We start from the raw sequence: 17,802 nt of genomic DNA, 5'->3' as shown, positions 1-17,802 counted from the left end.
AGGATGTTCAGCTGAGTGACTATGATATTATTTTAACATTCTCAAAAACATAAACTGCACCGGCTTTGGATTTAGAATCGACATTCTCTATCGTTGCACCAACTGCCAAACTCGTTCCCGCCTTATTCAGGCCGACAGATCCACCAAAACCATTTAAATTGTCTGAATTGTTTGAAGGGTTCAAAATCTCCATCGGTGTTTCCATATTCCACTTATTATTCAGACAGGTATACAGATACACCCTGTAAGACGCTCCTACTGCCAGACGATCTCCCGCATCATTCAGTTCGAGGGAGCTACCAAAATATACGCCACTTGCAGGGGCCGAAAACTTAATGGGATTTTCTCTATCCCAGATCCCATTCGTGCGCGTATACAGATAAACCTCCCCATCTGTGGATTTATAAAACTCTGTACCCACCACCAGACGATCTCCCTCTGCATTCAGGCTAAAAGTCTGGCTAAAACTAGATGATTCACCTTCAGGGTGACTAAACTTAATGGGGTTTTCTCCATCCCAGATCCCATTTGTGCGTGTATACACAAAAATCGTGCTTATTGTGGGACCAGAAGAAGAATCGTGACAATGCACCGCCAGACAGTTTCCCGCGGCACTCAAGTGGGCAATCCAGCCAAACTCATAAAAATTAGGAGGGAGCGGAAGCTTAATGGGGTTTTCTGTATCCCAGATCCCATTCCGACGCATAAATATACGGAACGGAGAGTAGTATCTGGCCCCACCCACCAAACAGTCTCCTGCTCCGCTCAAGCTGACATTCACACCAAAGTATTCACCTATAATCAGAAACACAACGGGATGTTTTGTATCCCAAACGCCCTTCGTGCGCGTATACACACAAACCCGCCCTCGGTTATAAGTGGGATACGGCAACATGTTTCCCAACGCCAGGGTATCGCCAGCCGCATCCAGAGAGACATCCCATGAAGATCTATGATATTCATCTTCATAAGCCTCAAACACAATAGGCTTGCTTATATTCCACTCACCACTCTTCCGGCGCGTATATACATAGACTTTATTAATCATCCCAACCGCTAAACAATCTCCCGCCGCGTTCAGACTAACAGAGCTACCAAAGTACTCCTTCTCTTTGGGGAAGGGAGAAACAATTCGCGTTATCATGGTGCGTTTCAAACCCAACACCTGCGTGATCTCCATCCGCTCACGCCGCGATAAACTGAAAAAATCCGCAAACTGAATCTGCCGATCGGCATCCAATTTCAGATATCCTCCCCCATCAAAAGAGAGTCCTCCTGGTTTCAGTGATAGCGCCAAAGCGCCTTGTTCGAGGTTTAGCCCACCAGAATGGCGCGTGTTGAGGGTCAGTTTTCCTTTGCCATCTCGTTTCAGCCCTGTGGTTGGGCCATTACCCTGAGCGCCATCAATGATTTCATATACCTTATATGCCTCATCAATCAAATGGGAAAAGGCTTCCGGCATGAGCCGAACACCAGACTTAAAACTCGCTTTCAATGAGTCAACAGTACTAATTTCTTTATCAGTCATCATATTTCCTCAAAAGCCAGCCGTATTAGACAGTCACCGTCACCTGTTTTCTGTATGGGCATCAATTGATATTCTCAAAGATATAAACTGCACCGGCTTTGGATTTAGAATCAACACCTTCTGACGTTGCCCCAACAACCAAACTCGTTCCCGCCTTATTCAGGCCAACAGGTCCACCAAAACCATTTAAATTGTCTGAAGGGTTCAAAATCTCCATCGGTGTTTCCATATTCCACTTATTATTCAGACAGGTATATACATACACCCTGGAAGACGTTCCCACTGCCAGACGATCTCCCGCGTCATTCAGTTCGAGAGAACCGCCAAAATGCTTTACGTCACTTGCAGGAACCGAAAACTTAAGGGGATTTTCTCTATCCCAGATCCCATTCGTGCACGTATACAGATAAACCGCCCTATCAGAGAGTCCATAAAAATTCGTACCCACCGCCAAGCGATCTCCCTCTGCATTCAGGCTAAAAACCCCGCTAAAACTAGATGATCCACCTTTAGGGTGACTGAACTCAATGGGGTTTTCTGTATCCCAAACCCCATTTGTGCGTGTATACACATAAATCACGGAAATGTAATCATCACACACCGCCAAACGGTTTCCCGCAGCACTCAGGTGGGCAATCGCGCCAAACGCATAAGAACCTGAAGGGGCCGGAAACAGAATGGGGTTTTTTGTATCCCAGATCCCATTCGTGCGTATAAACATACGGAACGGAGAGGAGTATTGGCCCCCAGCCACCAGACAGTCTCCTGCGGCGTTCAAGCTGACATTCTCACCAAATTTTACAGCAACCCGCGGAAACACAATGGGATGCTTTGTATCCCAAACGCCCTTCGTGCGTGTATATACATGCACCACTTCTTGCCATATCTCTCCCAACGCCAGACAATCTCCCGCCGCATCCAGACCAACACGCCATGAAGATAGACCATATCCAGGTTCAGTATCCTCAAACACTATCGGCTTGCTTATATTCCACTCACCACTCTTCCGACGAGTATACACACAGACTTTACGATTCGACCCAACCGCTAAGCAGTCTCCCGCCGCGTTCAGACTAACAGAGCTACCAAAGTACTCATCTTCTATGGGGGAAGGAGAAACAATTCGCGTTATCAGAGTACGTTTCAAACCCAACAACTGCGTGATCTCCATCCGTGCTCCCCGCGATAAACTGAAAAAATCCGCAAACTGAATCTGCCGAGCGGCATCCAATTTCAGATATCCTCCCCCATCAAAAGAGAGTCCCCCTTCTGGTTTCAGTGATAAGGCCAAAGCTCCCTGTTCAGGGTTTAACCCGCCAGAATGCTGAGTGTTGAGGGTCAGTTTTCCTTTGCTATCTCGTTTCAGCCCCGCGGTTGGGCCATCACCCTGAGCGCCATCAATGATTTCATATGCTTTATATGCTTCATCAATCAAATGGGAAAAGGCTTCCGGCATGAGCCGCACACCAGATTTAAAACTCGCTTTCAATGAGTCCACAGTACTAATTTCTTTATCAGTCATCATAATTTCCTCGAAAGCTGTATTAAACAGTCGCTGCCATCTGCCTTCTGTTCTCTGTCTTCTATACGGTCATCATTTGACATTCTCAAAGACATAGACTGCACCAGCTTCAGACACAGAACCAACCTCGGCTGAAACTGCACCAACCGCCAAATTCGTCTCCCACCTATTCAAACTGACAGCCTTACCAAAACCATTTAAATTGTCTAAATTGCCTGAAGGGTCCAAAATCTCGATAGGTGTTTCCATATTCCACTTATTATTTAGACAGGTGTACACATACACCCGGGAAGCTGCCCCCACGACCAGACGGTTTCCTACATCATTCAGTTTGATAGCACTGCCAAAATACGTTACGTCACTTGCAGGAGCCGAAAACTTAATGGGACTCTCTGTATCCCAGATCCCGTTCGTGCGCGTATACAGATAAACCTTTCCCTTAGTGGGGACATCATAATCTACCCCCACCGCCAGACGATCTCCCTCTGCATTTAGGCTAAAAATCCGATTAAAATTGGATGAACGATCTTTAGCAGCCATGAACTTAATGGGGTTTTCTTTATCCCAAATCCCATTCGTGCGTGTATATATGTAGGACCAAGCGTCGCCCGCCACCGCCAGACAGTCTCCTGTGGCGCTCAAGCTGACATTGTGACCACCAGCGTATCCACGTTGATCTTCCAGCGGAAACACAATGGGATTTTTGGTATCCCAGACGCCATTCGTGCGCGTATACACACAAGCCTTCACTTTTGGAATAACATCAATTAAATATCCCACCGCCAGGCAATCTCCTACCGCATTCAAACTGACATCCCATAAAGAACGACGAGATTGATCTTGATCATCCTCAAACACAGTGGGAGCGTTTATATTCCACTCACCCTTCCGGCCCGTATACACACAGACTTTATTATCCATCCCAACCGCTAAGCAGTCTCCCGCCGCGTTCAGGCTCACAGAAGTGCCAAAATGTTCATTCGCTTTAGGGGAAGGAGAAACCATACGCGCCATCATGGCACGTTTAAAACCCAACAACTGCGTGATCTCCATCCGTTCCCACCGCGATAAACTGAAGAAATCCGCAAACTGAACCTGCCGATCGGCATCCAATCTCAGACGCCTTCCTCCATCAAAAGAGAATCCACCTTCTGGTTTCAGTGATAAGGCTAAAGCCCCCTGTTCAAGGTTTAACCCGCCAGAAAGGTGAGTGTTGAGAGCCAGTTTTCCTTTATCATCTCGTTTCAGCCCTGCGGCTGGGCCATCACCCTTACCGCCATCAATGATTTCATATGCCTTATATGCCTCATCAATCAAATGGAAAAAGGCTTCAGGTGCGGGCGGAACACCGGACTTAAAACTCGCTTTCAATGAGTCAACAGAACTAATTTCTTTATCAGTCATAATATTTCCTCAAAAGCCATATTAGACAGTCACCGTCATCTATTCTCTGTCTTCTGTTCTCTGTCATCTGTCATCTGTTTTCTACCTCCTGTGCCCGCATCCAATAACAACTTGGCAATTTGTTTCTGCGTCTCCTCAGGAAGCAATTTAAAAGCTTGGGCCGAAACCGCTACAGTCCCATCCACCGACAGCACCCCGGATTTATCTAACATCAATCCCCCATCGAGCTGTAGCTTTAACGCAAGCCCTTTCGGTTCCAACGAGATGCCATCACCAATCTTAACCGCCAAACGGTTGTCGATAACCTGCAATCCAACTCCCGGATGATAAGTTTGATCACTATCCCGCCAACCAAAAAGCTGTCGCCACAATATGGCCCAATCAATCAGTGAATAAAATGCCGCCTCAGTCGGGATCTTGCCAGGGGCGAAGTGAGCACTAAGCTGGCTAACCGTTTCATCTGTTATCTCTTTCGCCATCGTTTTTTCCTCATTTAGCTAGTCGTAAAGGTAAACTTTCCCTTCTCCACTCTTCCAGCCACTGGCGCCAATCGCCAACGTATTGCCGTCACCGCTAAGACAAATGCCGGCACCAAATTTATGGTTTAATTCCCCATCCACTGCCAGTAATCTGCCCTGCGTAATCCATTGTTCATCCTGATAACTAAACCACCATCCTGCACCGGTTTGCACACCAGTGTTATCTTTACCAACAGGTGTTGACACCACCAGTATCTGACCGTCACTACTCAAAGACAGCTCACTGCCAAACCTTTCCCCGGCAGTCACCGCTTCTCTCAGTATCCCCATGGATTGCCATGCATTACGGTAACGCTGGTACAAATAGACCGCACCAACATTGCCCTTCTCTCCCGGACACCCCACCGCCAAAATATCGCCGCTATCGTTCAGGCTGAGACTAGCACCAAAGCTGTCACTGCTCTTGAGTGAAGGAGAGGTCTGCGAACTGAGTGGCGGTTGCGGCTGCCAATATTCCCCGTGACGATGAAATAGCGTCACTTCACCGTTATTACCGTTACGCCCCGTTGCTGCCACTGCTAAGGTTGAACCATCTGCACTCAAGCTCAGTTTGACGCCAAACATATCGCCCTGTGCCGGAGAAGCTAAGGTCAGACGCTCACCAAGCTGTGACCATTTCTTTCCGTCATACTGATAAAGATACACTGCACCACAATTAGCCAGTGAACCCGATCCCCAGCCATAAGCACCTACTGCTAATAGGGTGCCGTCTGCGCTCAGGCTCACAGAACAACCGAAATGCTGCTGAACGTTCGCCTCACTCAGCCAAAGTTTGGCCGATTTCTCCCACACACCATTTGCCAATCTGTGATAAACGAACACTGAACCATGCCCACCATCACTGCTCCGATTATCAATACCCACCGCGAGAACATTACCGTTTCGATTCAGGCTTAGTGCTCTGCCGCCATAACCACTGACGTAATCAGCGAATTGCTGCCGCCAGCCGTTATCGGTATAAGAAAATAGATATACAGGTTCCTTTCCTTCTGCCCCACTAAGCGCGATAGTTTTCCCATCACCGCTGACACTGACAACAGAGCCAAGGTTTTTATTGTTACCGTTAGCCGGCAAATCAAACGCGGGCAACTGCACTTTACTCGCTGCCATCTCCCCAGCATGAATCAGCCAACGGTAAAGTTCTCTTTGTTGTTCCTCCGTAAAACTCTCAAATAATTCCAGCGACAATTTAAAGTCGGAGCGTAATCCCAATTCGCCATTAATAAACTGTAAGCCGCTGTCCTTATTAATATTAACCGCAATTTCACGGTCTTCTCCGATATGCACCCCTTCACCGGGATTCACCAAGAGTAAATTCACCTCATCCAGATCTCGGTTCAATCCTGCGCCTGGACTATTATCGATCTGACCAGGGTCCAGCCCGGCTAAACGCCGAGCTTCCGCCGCGATTTGCACCAATTGAGTATAATTTTCACTTTTCGGCATGGAATATAATTTAAACCAGGATTTAACTTCCTCTTTATCCAACAAATTATTCTCTCTGGATGTAAATATCTTGTTGTGAGCCATTAATACCTCCAATGCAGAATGACAAATAAATTAACGTTGTTACACGCCGTTCTATTCTTTTACTTTCTGGATAAACAATCCCCCCTAACCAGGCATTCCTTCTCTTGGTACAAACAGCACCTCTGCGGCTTTTAGCTGCTCGTAGTCTTTCTTACGCCAGAAGAGCTCTTCATCGGCAAACTTCGCCAAATCGTCGGGCGTAGCAACATGTTTAATCCCCACCCCGCGTATTTTTTCTGCTGGTATAAATAACACCCTCTTAACCTCCATCTGTTCGTAGGTTTTCTCATTCCAATAGCCTTCTTCATCGACAAACTTCGCCAAATCATCAGGCGTAGCGACATATTTAATTCCAAGACCAAGTGGAGTCTCTCCTGCTGGTGTAAACAATACCTCCGCAGTTTTCATCTGCTCATAAGTTTCTTTATTCCAGAAGAGTGATTGATCAGCAAACTTTGCCAAATCATCGGGTGTGGCAACATGTATCACGACAATATCTTCCTGATGTAGCGGCGGTTCAGTGGACATAATGTTCCCCCCCATTAATAAAGTCAGACCTTGGTATAGTTGATACAGCCCTCGGAAAACTCGCTCCCGATAACACTTATTTAATATTTAACTTGACTACGTTATTCGTTTTTCGTTTTTCGTTTGAAACAATCAGCTATATTTAAGCATTATAGAAAAGTGAATTTTTGCCAGCCATTTAATAAAATTTTAATTACTTTTTTTTAAAAATATCACATAAAAAGATATCGTTTAAACAATATTCCATTGGTATCGCAATAACTATTTATTTAATTAGATTTAATTTAATCAACCAAGAGTTTTATTAGAAAAAACATAATAATCAATGATACTTATAAATGTTACGTATTTACACCGAGCTATTTCATTGCCACATAATAAAAACATTTCACTTTAATAATCAAGAAAATATCGCGCACACTTAAATAACACCAAAATTATAATTATCCACATTAAATAATTCAGAATATGAAAGTGATAAAACAGCAGTTAAGAGAAATCGTTTTTTGTCTGTCAGCGTGTTTTTAAACTCTGGAAAAAAGGACAAACGCATAAGGTAAAAACAGGTAAAAACTTTAATCAATAAAGATAAAAAAAGCGATTAAAGATTTTTTAAAGCAGGTAAAAGATCTGAAACTATCTTCCGCTGATTTTACATTTATCTACCCAGCCATAACCATTTAAAACCCCGTACTCCGGTGTTTTATCGAGGTTATTTTACGCAGAAAACTATAAAAATAACGCAATCAACAAGGGATAAAACGGTTAATGTGGCAAGATTTAAGCCCTGAAAAGAGAATTAAGCAGCCCCCGCCAGAGTCACCTATGACTGAGCGGCGGGAGCAAGTCACTCGCTATCCATTACCACCAATGGTCGCAGTCATACGAATTTGACGGTTATCACTGATTTCAAGATTAGATAAAACCACTAATTGAGGCAAAGCCCTACGCAAGAAACGCGATAACAGCGGGCGTAATGCATGATTGACCAACAGTACCGGAGGCGCGCCCAACATTTCCTGACGTTGTAGTGCTTCCGTTGCTTGCCGTTGCAAGTTATCCGCCAATCCGGGTTCCAAACCACCGCCATTTTGTAACGCCTGAATTAACAAGCGCTCAAGGCCCGCATCCAATCCGATGACCTGAATTTCCTGCGCTCCGGGGAACCACTGTTGAGCAATTGCCCGACCAAGCGCAATTCTAACCAAAGATGTCAATTCATAGGGATCAGTTTGTCCAGGTGCATGTTCAGCCAAGGTTTCAATAATTGTCCGCATGTCTCGAATCGGCACTTGTTCGGACAACAGATTTTGAAGCACCTTATGCAAGGTTGTCAGATTAACAACATCAGGAATAAAGTCCTCCGTCAGTTTAGGCATCTCTTGGCTGACTCGCTCAAACAGTTGCTGGGCTTCCTGACGACCAAACAATTCATTGGCATATTGCGTCAACAGATGATTCATATGGGTCGCAACAACCGTACTGGCGGCAACCACCGTGTACCCCTGAACCTGAGCTTGCTCTCTGAGGCTATCATCAATCCAAACCGCAGACAGGCCAAAAGCGGGATCTTTCGTGATATCACCTGGCAATTCCCCCACTGCACCACCGGGATTAATCGCCAGCCAGCGCCCCGGATGCGCTTCACCACGACCAATTTCCACTCCTTTCATCAAAATACGGTAGCCCGCTGGGGCCAGTTCAAGGTTATCCCGGATATGAACAACCGGCGGTAAGTATCCCATCTCTTGGGCAAATTTCTTACGAATTCCGCTGATTCTCCCCAATAACTCACCATTTTGCCGAAAATCAACCATCGGGATCAGGCGATATCCCACTTCCATACCCAAAGGATCTTCAAGCTGAACATCGGACCATGAAGCTTCTGATGTCTGTTGCTGCTCTTCTATTTTTGGTTTTTCTGTATTTATTGCCGGCGCATCAGTACGGCAATATAGATACCAGCCAAGACCAGCCAATGCCGCGGTAAATAACAGGAAAACAAAATTGGGCATTCCCGGTACCATGCCCAACAATCCGAGAACACCCGCACTCAACATCATCACTCTGGGATTGTTGAACAGTTGAGTCACCATCTGCTGACCAACGTCCTGATCCGTTGCTACACGGGTAACAATAACACCCGCCGCAGTAGAAATAATGAGAGCAGGTAACTGTGCAACCAAACCATCACCAATGGTTAACAGGGTATACGCTTCTCCCGCATCCCCCAAACTCATACCATGTTGAGCCACACCAACAATTAAGCCACCAACGACGTTGATAACTAAGATCATCAATCCCGCAATCGCATCGCCACGCACAAACTTACTGGCACCATCCATCGAACCATAAAAATCCGATTCTTGTGTCACCTCAGTACGGCGTTTCTTCGCTTCTTCTTCACCAATTAATCCGGCATTTAAATCGGCATCAATTGCCATCTGTTTACCTGGCATGCCATCCAACACAAAACGGGCGCCCACTTCGGCAATCCGCCCCGCACCTTTAGTAATGACCATAAAGTTAATCAATACCAAGATGATAAATACCACAATACCGATAGCGAAGTTGCCACCAACCAGAAAATGACCAAATGCCTCTACAACGTGCCCCGCTGCCGCAGAACCCGTGTGCCCTTCCAACAAAATGATACGGGTTGAAGCTACGTTAAGAGATAAGCGCAATAACGTGGAAAACAGCAAAATGGTCGGAAATGCAGCAAAATCTAGCGTACGCCGGGTAAACATCGCCACCAGCAACACCATGATTGATAGCGCTATGTTAAACGTAAACAGCAAATCGAGCATGAATGGCGGCAATGGCAATACCATCATCGACAAAATCAAGAGGATCAATACCGGCCCGGCAAGCATTTGCCATTGCGAGCCTTTCATATTGCCCGGTAAACGAAGTATAGAGGCCAGATTAGCCATGACGATTATTTTCTCCAGCAAAATCCAGTGCTGGCGGCACTGGCAGATTTTCAGGTTTCTTCGGCTTCAAGCCGCCTTCCCGTTTCCAACGTTTCAATTGGTAGACCCAAGCAAGGACTTCCGCGACTGCCGCATAAAGTGTCGCGGGAATTTGCCCGCCAACTTCACTATGGCGATAAAGTGCCCTGGCAAGTGGCGGCGCCTCAAGTAATGGAATGCGGTTTTCTGTACCTATCTCTTTAATCCGTAATGCAATAATCCCCGCCCCTTTCGCCAATACTTTTGGCGCACTCATCGCTTTTTCATCATATTTCAGAGCAACAGCATAGTGAGTTGGGTTGGTAACAATGACATCCGCTTTCGGTACATCCGCCATCATACGCTGACGAGCAGCCGCCCGTTGTTGCTGACGGATACGCGCTTTAACATGTGGGTCCCCCTCTTGTTCTTTAAATTCATCCTTTATTTCCTGCCGGGTCATTCTCAGTTTTTTCAAATGGCTGTATATCTGGTAAACAACATCGAAAGCCACCATCGGTATCAACATGAAAACCACCACATAACCGGCGAATATCAGCATTTGCATAGCATCATCCAGTGCCAACAGTGGCGGTTGAGCTATGAGCCGTAACATGGCAGGCCAGTTCATCCAAAGGAACAAAGCAGCACCAATACCGACAAATCCCGCTTTAAGTAGCGCTTTGAATAATTCCGCCAACGCATTCATTGAAAAAATACGTTTCAGGCCAGAAATGGGGTTCAATTTTTTCGGATCAAATTTGATGGATTTGGTACTGAACACTAATCCACCCAATAGCGCCGGGGCACTTAATGCAACTAACACTAATCCAGCAAAAACTGGCAGCAGGGCCAAAACAGCCTGTTGCAGCAACCTACCAATCTGTTGAACCATCTGCTTATCATTGCTGACCATACTGTGATCAAAGTTAAACCCTTCAAACACCATCAACGACAATTCATGCGTCATTGACTGACCGCTCATCCAGAGCAAACTTAAACCACTGGTCAACATCAAGATAGAACTCAGTTCTCTGGAGCGGGCTACCTGCCCCTCTTTTCGCGCTTTTTCCCGCTTATGGGACGTGGGTTCTTCTGTTTTCTCAAGATCGCTATCTTCAGCCACGGCTTTCCTTGTCAGATTTTCAAACGCTATCAATCAGAAAATATGGAATCAAATGGCGGTTAGCATGACAAAAGAGAAAAAATCCGATGGCTGGAACAATGAGAAATTTGACCGGGTATTTGCGGGATCAAGTTCAATAACAGTAAGTGGTTCAATACAACTAATCAAACTGTTATCCACTTAGCATCAGAGCTAAAAGCAAAAAATTCGATCTTATGATGAAACGGAATCCGGTCACCGGTGATTATGAGTTCTGGGAACCGGGAGAATACCAGCCAACAATTTTATGGACACCAAACGAGCAGGAATTCAAAGTTCCACCCCATACCGGGAATGAGGAACAGCCGTTTATTCCATCGCAGATAACCGTGTTACCGATCCCGGATAAAGTCGGCAGCGATATTGAATCGTTGCCAATGCCGGAAGAGAAGGATTTTCGGGATTATATTCTGATACTCCCCATCCCTAATATGCCACCGGTGTATGTGTATTTGAGTAAGCCTAGAAGTGGATTGCCACAAGATGGACACAATTATTATCCTGCCCAAAAACAGAGGAAATTACTGGGGTTTCTGGGTTACGGTCAGCTAAGAAAAAAACTCCAAAACAAAATGGGGGTGGTAAACGGGATAGATGGGTAGATAGTAAAGGCCGAAGAATTTATGAATGGGACTCTCAGCATGGTGAATTGGAAGTTTACCGAGTAAGTGATGGTGAGCACCTTTGCTCTATAGATTATAAGACTGGAAAAGAGCTAAAACCTGCTATCAAAGGGCGAAACATTAAACAATATTTGTGAGGTATATAATGGGATTAAAATTAAGATTGGAATGGTTTGATAAACAAACAGAATTAGGGGAAGGATGTGAATATTCTAAAGATTTTGAAGATAATGCTGATGTTATGGTTAGTGGATTAGGCATATCAACAGAAGATAATATAAATAACGGCGGCTTTGATGTGGAATCTAAATGGGTGAGTATTCTACAGCCCCATTTCAGGCATCAAATTGATTTATCAGCTTATGATTATCAAATCTCTTTTGATTATCGAGATTTGTGGTAAACAGAGATTCAGCGGATAGTGGGATAATGATCAATAAACCGCTATCCGTGTTTAACTAGGTTTTCGTTCCATACACGCCAAAAAACGCAAGCAATGCAAACAGTTCAGTCATATATTACCCCTTAAGTGGGATTTAAGCTTTTTGTAGAGTGCGTCGGGTGCCAGATCAGCATTATTCGGCCAGCACACTGCGCCACACTCATCAACACGCGCTTGGGCAAAGAATTTCTGCTCTTTCAGTGGCTCGAACATGGGTCCGAACAACCGATCCGCGATGCACACCTCTCCATAGGTGCCATCATCGAACGTCACCGCCAGGGTGTATTCTGGCTTTATTTCCACTTTCGTTACTCTGCGCATGATAATCACTCCAGCGGTTCAATCTTGTTGAGAGGCTGATGCTGCTCAGCCAGTTGCCAGTCATTCAGCAGATCCTGCCTGTGCTCAACCGCCCATTCGATGACCAGAGCCCTTGCTCGTTTGGGCAATGAGCCTTCCATGACTTCCAAGGTCTCAAGGTTTCAATTGAGATAATAGCCTCATGTTCACCGTAGTAAGCATGGAAATAAGCATGGAAATGAAGCGGATTATGGTCGTCGTAGTACATCCGGATCAGGATGCCAAAAAACTCACTGATAGTTGGCATTTGTAATGGCCTGAGAAACAATGATTCACCAATCACGTAATACCATTTACAGTAGCACTAAGATTGACACTACTCAATCATGAAATACGAGATATAAATATCGAGAAAGGGAATCCTTTAGTTGGTTCATCAATCCCTAAATACAGATACCCAATATTTCTCAAATAGAACATTCACGACACTGTAGTGTGCAAGGATTAATGTTAAATGTATTAGGGGACAGATAGCTTATTGTCTCAAAGAGAACAAAATCACTGAATATTTCCTGCTTAGAAATGGATATGTTAGTAACGGCTTAACCAGAACTCAGGTTATTTAAGTTAATTTCCATTCAGAAATGCATTATCACCACCCATTTAAATTATTTTCCAATTTAAATATTATATTTAAATAATTTCAATAGTCCTTCCCACCTTTATTATTACAATAGAATATTATCTCTAATATATTTCTCCATTTTATTTACAGTAAATCTAATGTTTCATCGGCTAGTACCTGATCCCCTTCATGAGATGATCATATATATTGATTGAAAAAATCTTATATCATCCTTTTATCACTCCAATTACTTCTCCTGATTTATAATTATCTTCATGAATATAATGTTAGATACTTTATCTCTGGCAGAATATCATGGCATTTTCGCAATTCACCAAGCACTAGCACATGTTTAATTCAATTTATCCCAAGTTAAACCTTTAATTCTTCTGGGGTTCCCTCTCTATATGGCACCAGCGTCGTCCTATCTTGCGAATCAACCGCACAATGATTATTACCGACAACAACCATGACCAAATCGCTAGTTGCTTTAATCGCGTGATCTATTTGTCCATTCACAAAATAACAAACTCCAGGCTCTATTTCATGCTTTTCACCAGCATAAATAACATAACCCGTTCCTGAGAGTACAAATAAGATATGATGCCCTAAGTGAGTATGATTCTGCATCCCTTCATTTTTACTGAAACGAATTAGATCAGCACCAAAGCCATCAAACGAAACTAATCCCTCACCCGTTCCCATACTGTTAACCATTTTATGACTTCTAGCCATTGTATCGACAACGAGATGTTCACCATTCCAGTGACAAAATCTATTTTTAATAAATTCCATATTACCTTCCTTTTATCTCTATAAATAAAATTTTAAAGTAACTATCATCTCTCTTTATTAATTGAAATAATACTATCTCTCTATCAAGTAAATAATATTTCCCAGTAAAATTTAATCATCACAAAATTATATAGACAAATAAACTAACTGGTTATTAACAATATATCAAACAGAAATATGTAATTCCATAGTAGTATTTTACAAATATTCACTTTGTGACAACAATCACTGTAAAACGCTCATTTTAAATATCTTTGTAAAGATAACCCCAGTTTAAAATGATATTATCCCAAAATTAGGTTAGCCAAATCCGCCGAGGACCTTCTTTCAATACAAACGAAAACATAAGACAAACAAAAGACACCCCACAATCTCGTAAGAGATTGTGGGGTTTCCACCATGCTCTCTGGTTTTCCTGTCTCGCTTCACTGCCTACTGTTTTGCAACCACGGATTCATTGTGAGGTAACCAGTAACGCCGATGTTCAAAAGCATATTTGGGCAATCGAATACGCAGCGGTTTCTGCCCGGAAGGCCAGCAAGTACGCCAATCTATATCCTGACCTCGTAACCATAAAAATCGAGAGTCGTCTTCTGCCATATGTAGCCATTGATCTTCTTTCGTTGAAGTAGACGAAGCAAAATCCCGTAACTGCTTCAAAAGATCCTGCCGTGATGTTGCAACAAACAGTGCCCGATAGGATAACGCTGCCCTACCAAACTGTAATGTCCAGCTAACCGCTGGCAGTTCAATGCTTTCATCGTTCTCGATAAAATCCCCTAGCATAGTCACCATTTTTTGTAACGATACCAGGCTATTAGCCGAAATGGGATAATAATACCCCTCCAAATTGGCTTTAATCTGTTGCTGCGCTTGAGTTGGCGCCTCCTCTAAAATGACATGAGAATTGCTGCCCCCCAATCCAAAAGAGCTGAGTCCAGCGAAACGCTTTTGCCCTGCCCCCACTCGCCAAGAATTTTCCTCTGTAGCCAGTTGTAAACGTGAATCCACACTGTCAATTTCAGGATTCAAACGCTGAAACGCGGCGCTAGGTACAATAGATTTATGCTGCAACATTAATAAAACTTTAACGATGCCAGCTAACCCCGCAGCGCCTTCTAAATGCCCAATGTTGGCTTTTACTGAACCAATATAGCAAGGTTGTAGCGCTTCTCCTGATTCATCATGATTAAAGACCTCATTAAGCGCATTAAATTCTATAGGATCACCCAACGAGGTTCCCGTTCCATGTGCTTCAAGGTAACTGATTTGTTCCGCAGAAATTCCAGCCTGTAGCAAGCAATCTTTAACCAACGCAATTTGCTGCTCAGGGTTAGGCGAAGTCAATGAATTAGCACGTCCACCATGATTGACCGCCGATGCTCGAACGTATCCATAAATCGGATCCCGATCCTCTAAGGCCTGTTTTTGCGTTTTCAAGAATAGACAGACAGCCCCTTCACCACGGACAAAACCATTAGCATCCGCGTCAAAAACCCTACAACAGCCATCTTTAGATAACATTCCCGACCGGTAATAAGCAGCCATGTTGAATGTGTTGCTCAATAGGTTAACGCTGCCAACTATCGCCTGTTGGCATTCCCCCGAACGCAATGAATTCACCGCTTGAGTCAGTGCCGTCAATCCACTTGAACACGCAGTATCAATTTGCAAACTTGGGCCAATAAAGTTGTAATAAAATGACAATCTGTTAGCCAGAAGGCAATTCAGTGTCCCTGTCGTTGCATAAGCATTTGCCATCGCCATATCGGCCGCAACAAGTTCACGATAATCATTACTGCACGAACCAATAAAAACACCCGTCTTTGATCCTGAATAGCCAAGCGGATTGGCGCCGCTATCTTCGATCGCTTGCCAGGTCAGCTCTAATAGCATTCTCTGTTGCGGATCCATCATGGCCGCAACTCGCGGAGAAATACCAAAGAATGGCGCATCAAAACCATCAATACTATCGAGTAACCCCGCTTTCAGGGCTTTTTTAGGTAACGGAATGACGTAAGGTTTTCCTGATGCAAACCGCTGCTCTGGCATCTCTTCTATCACACTGCGTCCAGATCTTAAGATCTCCCACATCTGCTCTGGAGAATCTTCCGCCCCAGGAAGTCGGAAAGCCATGCCCACAATAGCAATAGGCATCTGTTTCGTATCACCCGCACTACTTACTGAGGGAGTAATGGAACTTAAATGCTCCAACAAGGCAGATTTAGCTATCCGTTGTTCATTCGGACTAAGCGAATGATATATGTGATACAGATTATCCATGCTTTCCTCCTTCTATGAGGCGCTGTAACCTTAATGCTGCTTCGCCATCAAGACTACGCATCGCATTAATAAAGTCATCTAAGGAATGTTTATTCTCAGTCAGTTCAGTTTTGGCAGTGTCAAGATATTCAATCAATCGATGCGGCGAGCTATAACGCCAGAACAGCGTCGGCGATAATTTTCGACGAAAATGCGCCGACATCAACTCTGCAAGTTTTACTGCCTTGAGCGAATCAATGCCCAAATCAGCCCAAGTGCGCTGCATCATTGATTCAGTAAAATCTTCGTCCCAATTCAGGAAATCCGCCAACAGCGTGCGTAATTGCCCGGAAACCGATTTACCTGATTTACCTTCTATCTGATGCACGGTAGATCGTGGCCCAGACAGAACACGAACCTGAACAATAATCTCGGTAATAAATTCAGACGCCTCTACCCCATTGAGCAGATAGTGATTAAATGCCAGAACGAGGTTCATCTCTTTGTTGTGAGGCGCACCGATGAACAATGTTGACTGAGATGGTGGCACAATAAGAGGTACAGCAAAGGTAGCACCATCGTTGCCGGTATATGAGATCATCATAGGAACATCAATATCAACGGGCAGTTTTTCCGCATCGGGATCAAGTACACCATTCAAGTGTTGCCTGAACTCAAAAAAGCTCATGGTCTGCGTTCCCGGTACTTTTAACGAACTCAAATCGCCTTTTTCATCCAGAAAAGCAATACCCAGGTTGATATCCGTATAAGTGTGATAACGCTCTTGATCAAGCGGTCTCGAACGCAACATCGGGAATTTTTTCAATGCCTGAGAAATCGCATAAGTGATGACCTGAAATGGCGTTATCCACGCCTGTTGCCCGGAGGTTTCCGTTAAATGATGAATGGCGTTATCAACAAGCTCAATCGGTAGTGGTTTAGCTGCCCAACAAGGTTGTACCGCAGCACTATTTAACCGTATTGCCCGATTAAGACGCTGCTGATCTCTGGACAGAAAACCCACATTGTCATTTTCTGCATTGCTCTTTTCTGACGGCCTGGTTTCTTCTGATATCTTAATTTCACGGTATTGCTGGAGGTAATCATCTATATGACCAGGCAATAATGTCCCATGTTTTTCCGCCAGTTGGCTAAGAATGTGCGGCTCAATTTGGTGTTCTTGTGCGTACTGACGGGTTTTTGGCGGAATACGCGCAGGAGGAGCAGATACTTCAGGAGCCGCCTCCACTTTCTCTATTTTTTCTACCTCCTCCGCCACTCTCTCCATTTTCTCCGGCGGAGGCGTTAACTCTTCACTGACAGGGGAAGGCTCTGCTATCTCGCCAACAGCTCTGATGACTGCAATAGGCGATCCAACAGGGATAATATCATTTTCCGCCGCCAACCATTTTTCCAAGATCCCCTCAACATCAGACTCAATAGTAAAGGCGGCCTTATCCGTCTCCATTTCATAAACAGGTTCATCACGCTTGACATGATCCCCCACCTGCTTAAGTAACTGGATGATGACGACTTCAGTGGTTCCTTCTCCCATCGGGGGAATAAGCAACTGTGCCATAAGTTC

The 17,802-nt window shown here is 44.5% G+C and carries 14 protein-coding genes and 2 pseudogenes; 2 read left to right on the top strand and 14 right to left on the bottom strand.

Annotation, left to right across the window (positions count from 1 at the left end):
- Positions 1–19: 19 nt before the first annotated feature.
- The 8 genes from ACGF49_RS03165 to flhB all read right to left on the bottom strand — a co-directional run bounded on the left by ACGF49_RS03165 (position 20) and on the right by flhB (position 11,131).
- Complete coding sequence (locus ACGF49_RS03165) at positions 20–1,531, bottom strand: hypothetical protein (RefSeq protein ID WP_262977681.1); 1,512 nt, start codon at positions 1,529–1,531, stop codon at positions 20–22.
- A 58-nt stretch (positions 1,532–1,589) separates the two neighbouring features.
- Positions 1,590–3,053 carry a hypothetical protein gene (locus tag ACGF49_RS03160; protein ID WP_387489575.1) on the bottom strand — a complete coding sequence of 488 codons (1,464 nt, stop codon included), beginning with the start codon at positions 3,051–3,053 and terminating at the stop codon, positions 1,590–1,592.
- A 69-nt stretch (positions 3,054–3,122) separates the two neighbouring features.
- Positions 3,123–4,457: a hypothetical protein gene (locus tag ACGF49_RS03155; protein WP_349010638.1), complete on the bottom strand. Its 1,335-nt coding sequence runs from the start codon at positions 4,455–4,457 to the stop codon at positions 3,123–3,125.
- Positions 4,458–4,489: 32 nt separating this feature from the next.
- Entirely contained in the window at positions 4,490–4,933 is a 444-nt protein-coding gene (locus ACGF49_RS03150) for a hypothetical protein (RefSeq protein WP_113042018.1), read from the bottom strand.
- An 18-nt stretch (positions 4,934–4,951) separates the two neighbouring features.
- Complete coding sequence (locus ACGF49_RS03145; RefSeq protein WP_271858805.1) at positions 4,952–6,523, bottom strand: FG-GAP repeat protein; 1,572 nt, start codon at positions 6,521–6,523, stop codon at positions 4,952–4,954.
- Between the two features lie 84 nt (positions 6,524–6,607).
- Positions 6,608–7,051, bottom strand: coding sequence for a hypothetical protein (locus ACGF49_RS03140; RefSeq protein ID WP_113042020.1), 444 nt, complete (start codon positions 7,049–7,051; stop codon positions 6,608–6,610).
- A gap of 854 nt (positions 7,052–7,905) precedes the next feature.
- A complete protein-coding gene (gene flhA, locus ACGF49_RS03135; RefSeq protein WP_113042021.1) occupies positions 7,906–9,987 on the bottom strand; it encodes a flagellar biosynthesis protein FlhA in 2,082 nt (693 codons plus the stop codon).
- Positions 9,980–11,131, bottom strand: a complete 1,152-nt coding sequence (flhB, locus tag ACGF49_RS03130; protein WP_271858804.1) for a flagellar biosynthesis protein FlhB — start codon at positions 11,129–11,131, stop codon at positions 9,980–9,982. The genes flhA and flhB overlap by 8 nt, the downstream gene beginning before the upstream one ends.
- 215 nt (positions 11,132–11,346) lie before the next feature.
- Between flhB and ACGF49_RS03125 the strand changes: the two are divergent.
- Positions 11,347–11,930 (top strand): annotated as a pseudogene (locus ACGF49_RS03125) (colicin E3/pyocin S6 family cytotoxin); the annotation flags it as partial.
- 8 nt (positions 11,931–11,938) lie between these two features.
- A complete protein-coding gene (locus ACGF49_RS03120) occupies positions 11,939–12,196 on the top strand; it encodes a colicin E3-like toxin immunity protein (protein ID WP_387489569.1) in 258 nt (85 codons plus the stop codon).
- Between the two features lie 108 nt (positions 12,197–12,304).
- Here ACGF49_RS03120 and ACGF49_RS03115 read toward each other — a convergent pair whose 3' ends face one another.
- From ACGF49_RS03115 to ACGF49_RS03090, 6 genes and pseudogenes are all read right to left on the bottom strand, one after another.
- Positions 12,305–12,556, bottom strand: a complete 252-nt coding sequence (locus ACGF49_RS03115; RefSeq protein WP_113042024.1) for a DUF2442 domain-containing protein — start codon at positions 12,554–12,556, stop codon at positions 12,305–12,307.
- Positions 12,557–12,561: 5 nt separating this feature from the next.
- Positions 12,562–12,705, bottom strand: a complete 144-nt coding sequence (locus ACGF49_RS03110) for a DUF4160 domain-containing protein (protein ID WP_387489566.1) — start codon at positions 12,703–12,705, stop codon at positions 12,562–12,564.
- A gap of 29 nt (positions 12,706–12,734) precedes the next feature.
- Positions 12,735–12,842: pseudogene (locus ACGF49_RS03105) on the bottom strand (hypothetical protein); the annotation flags it as partial.
- 690 nt (positions 12,843–13,532) lie between these two features.
- A complete protein-coding gene (locus ACGF49_RS03100; protein WP_113042025.1) occupies positions 13,533–13,955 on the bottom strand; it encodes a cupin domain-containing protein in 423 nt (140 codons plus the stop codon).
- Between the two features lie 432 nt (positions 13,956–14,387).
- Positions 14,388–16,238, bottom strand: coding sequence for a type I polyketide synthase (locus ACGF49_RS03095; RefSeq protein ID WP_113042026.1), 1,851 nt, complete (start codon positions 16,236–16,238; stop codon positions 14,388–14,390).
- Positions 16,231–17,796: a biotin/lipoyl-containing protein gene (locus tag ACGF49_RS03090; RefSeq protein WP_387489561.1), complete on the bottom strand. Its 1,566-nt coding sequence runs from the start codon at positions 17,794–17,796 to the stop codon at positions 16,231–16,233. Before ACGF49_RS03090 ends, ACGF49_RS03095 begins: the two co-directional genes overlap by 8 nt.
- Between the last annotated feature and the right edge of the window lie 6 nt (positions 17,797–17,802).

This window comes from Photorhabdus sp. RM96S, assembly GCF_042879335.1.
Classification (GTDB): Bacteria; Pseudomonadota; Gammaproteobacteria; order Enterobacterales; family Enterobacteriaceae; genus Photorhabdus; species Photorhabdus kayaii.
Note: the sequence above shows the minus strand (reverse complement) of the source record. Positions and strands in the feature narration are given on the sequence as shown.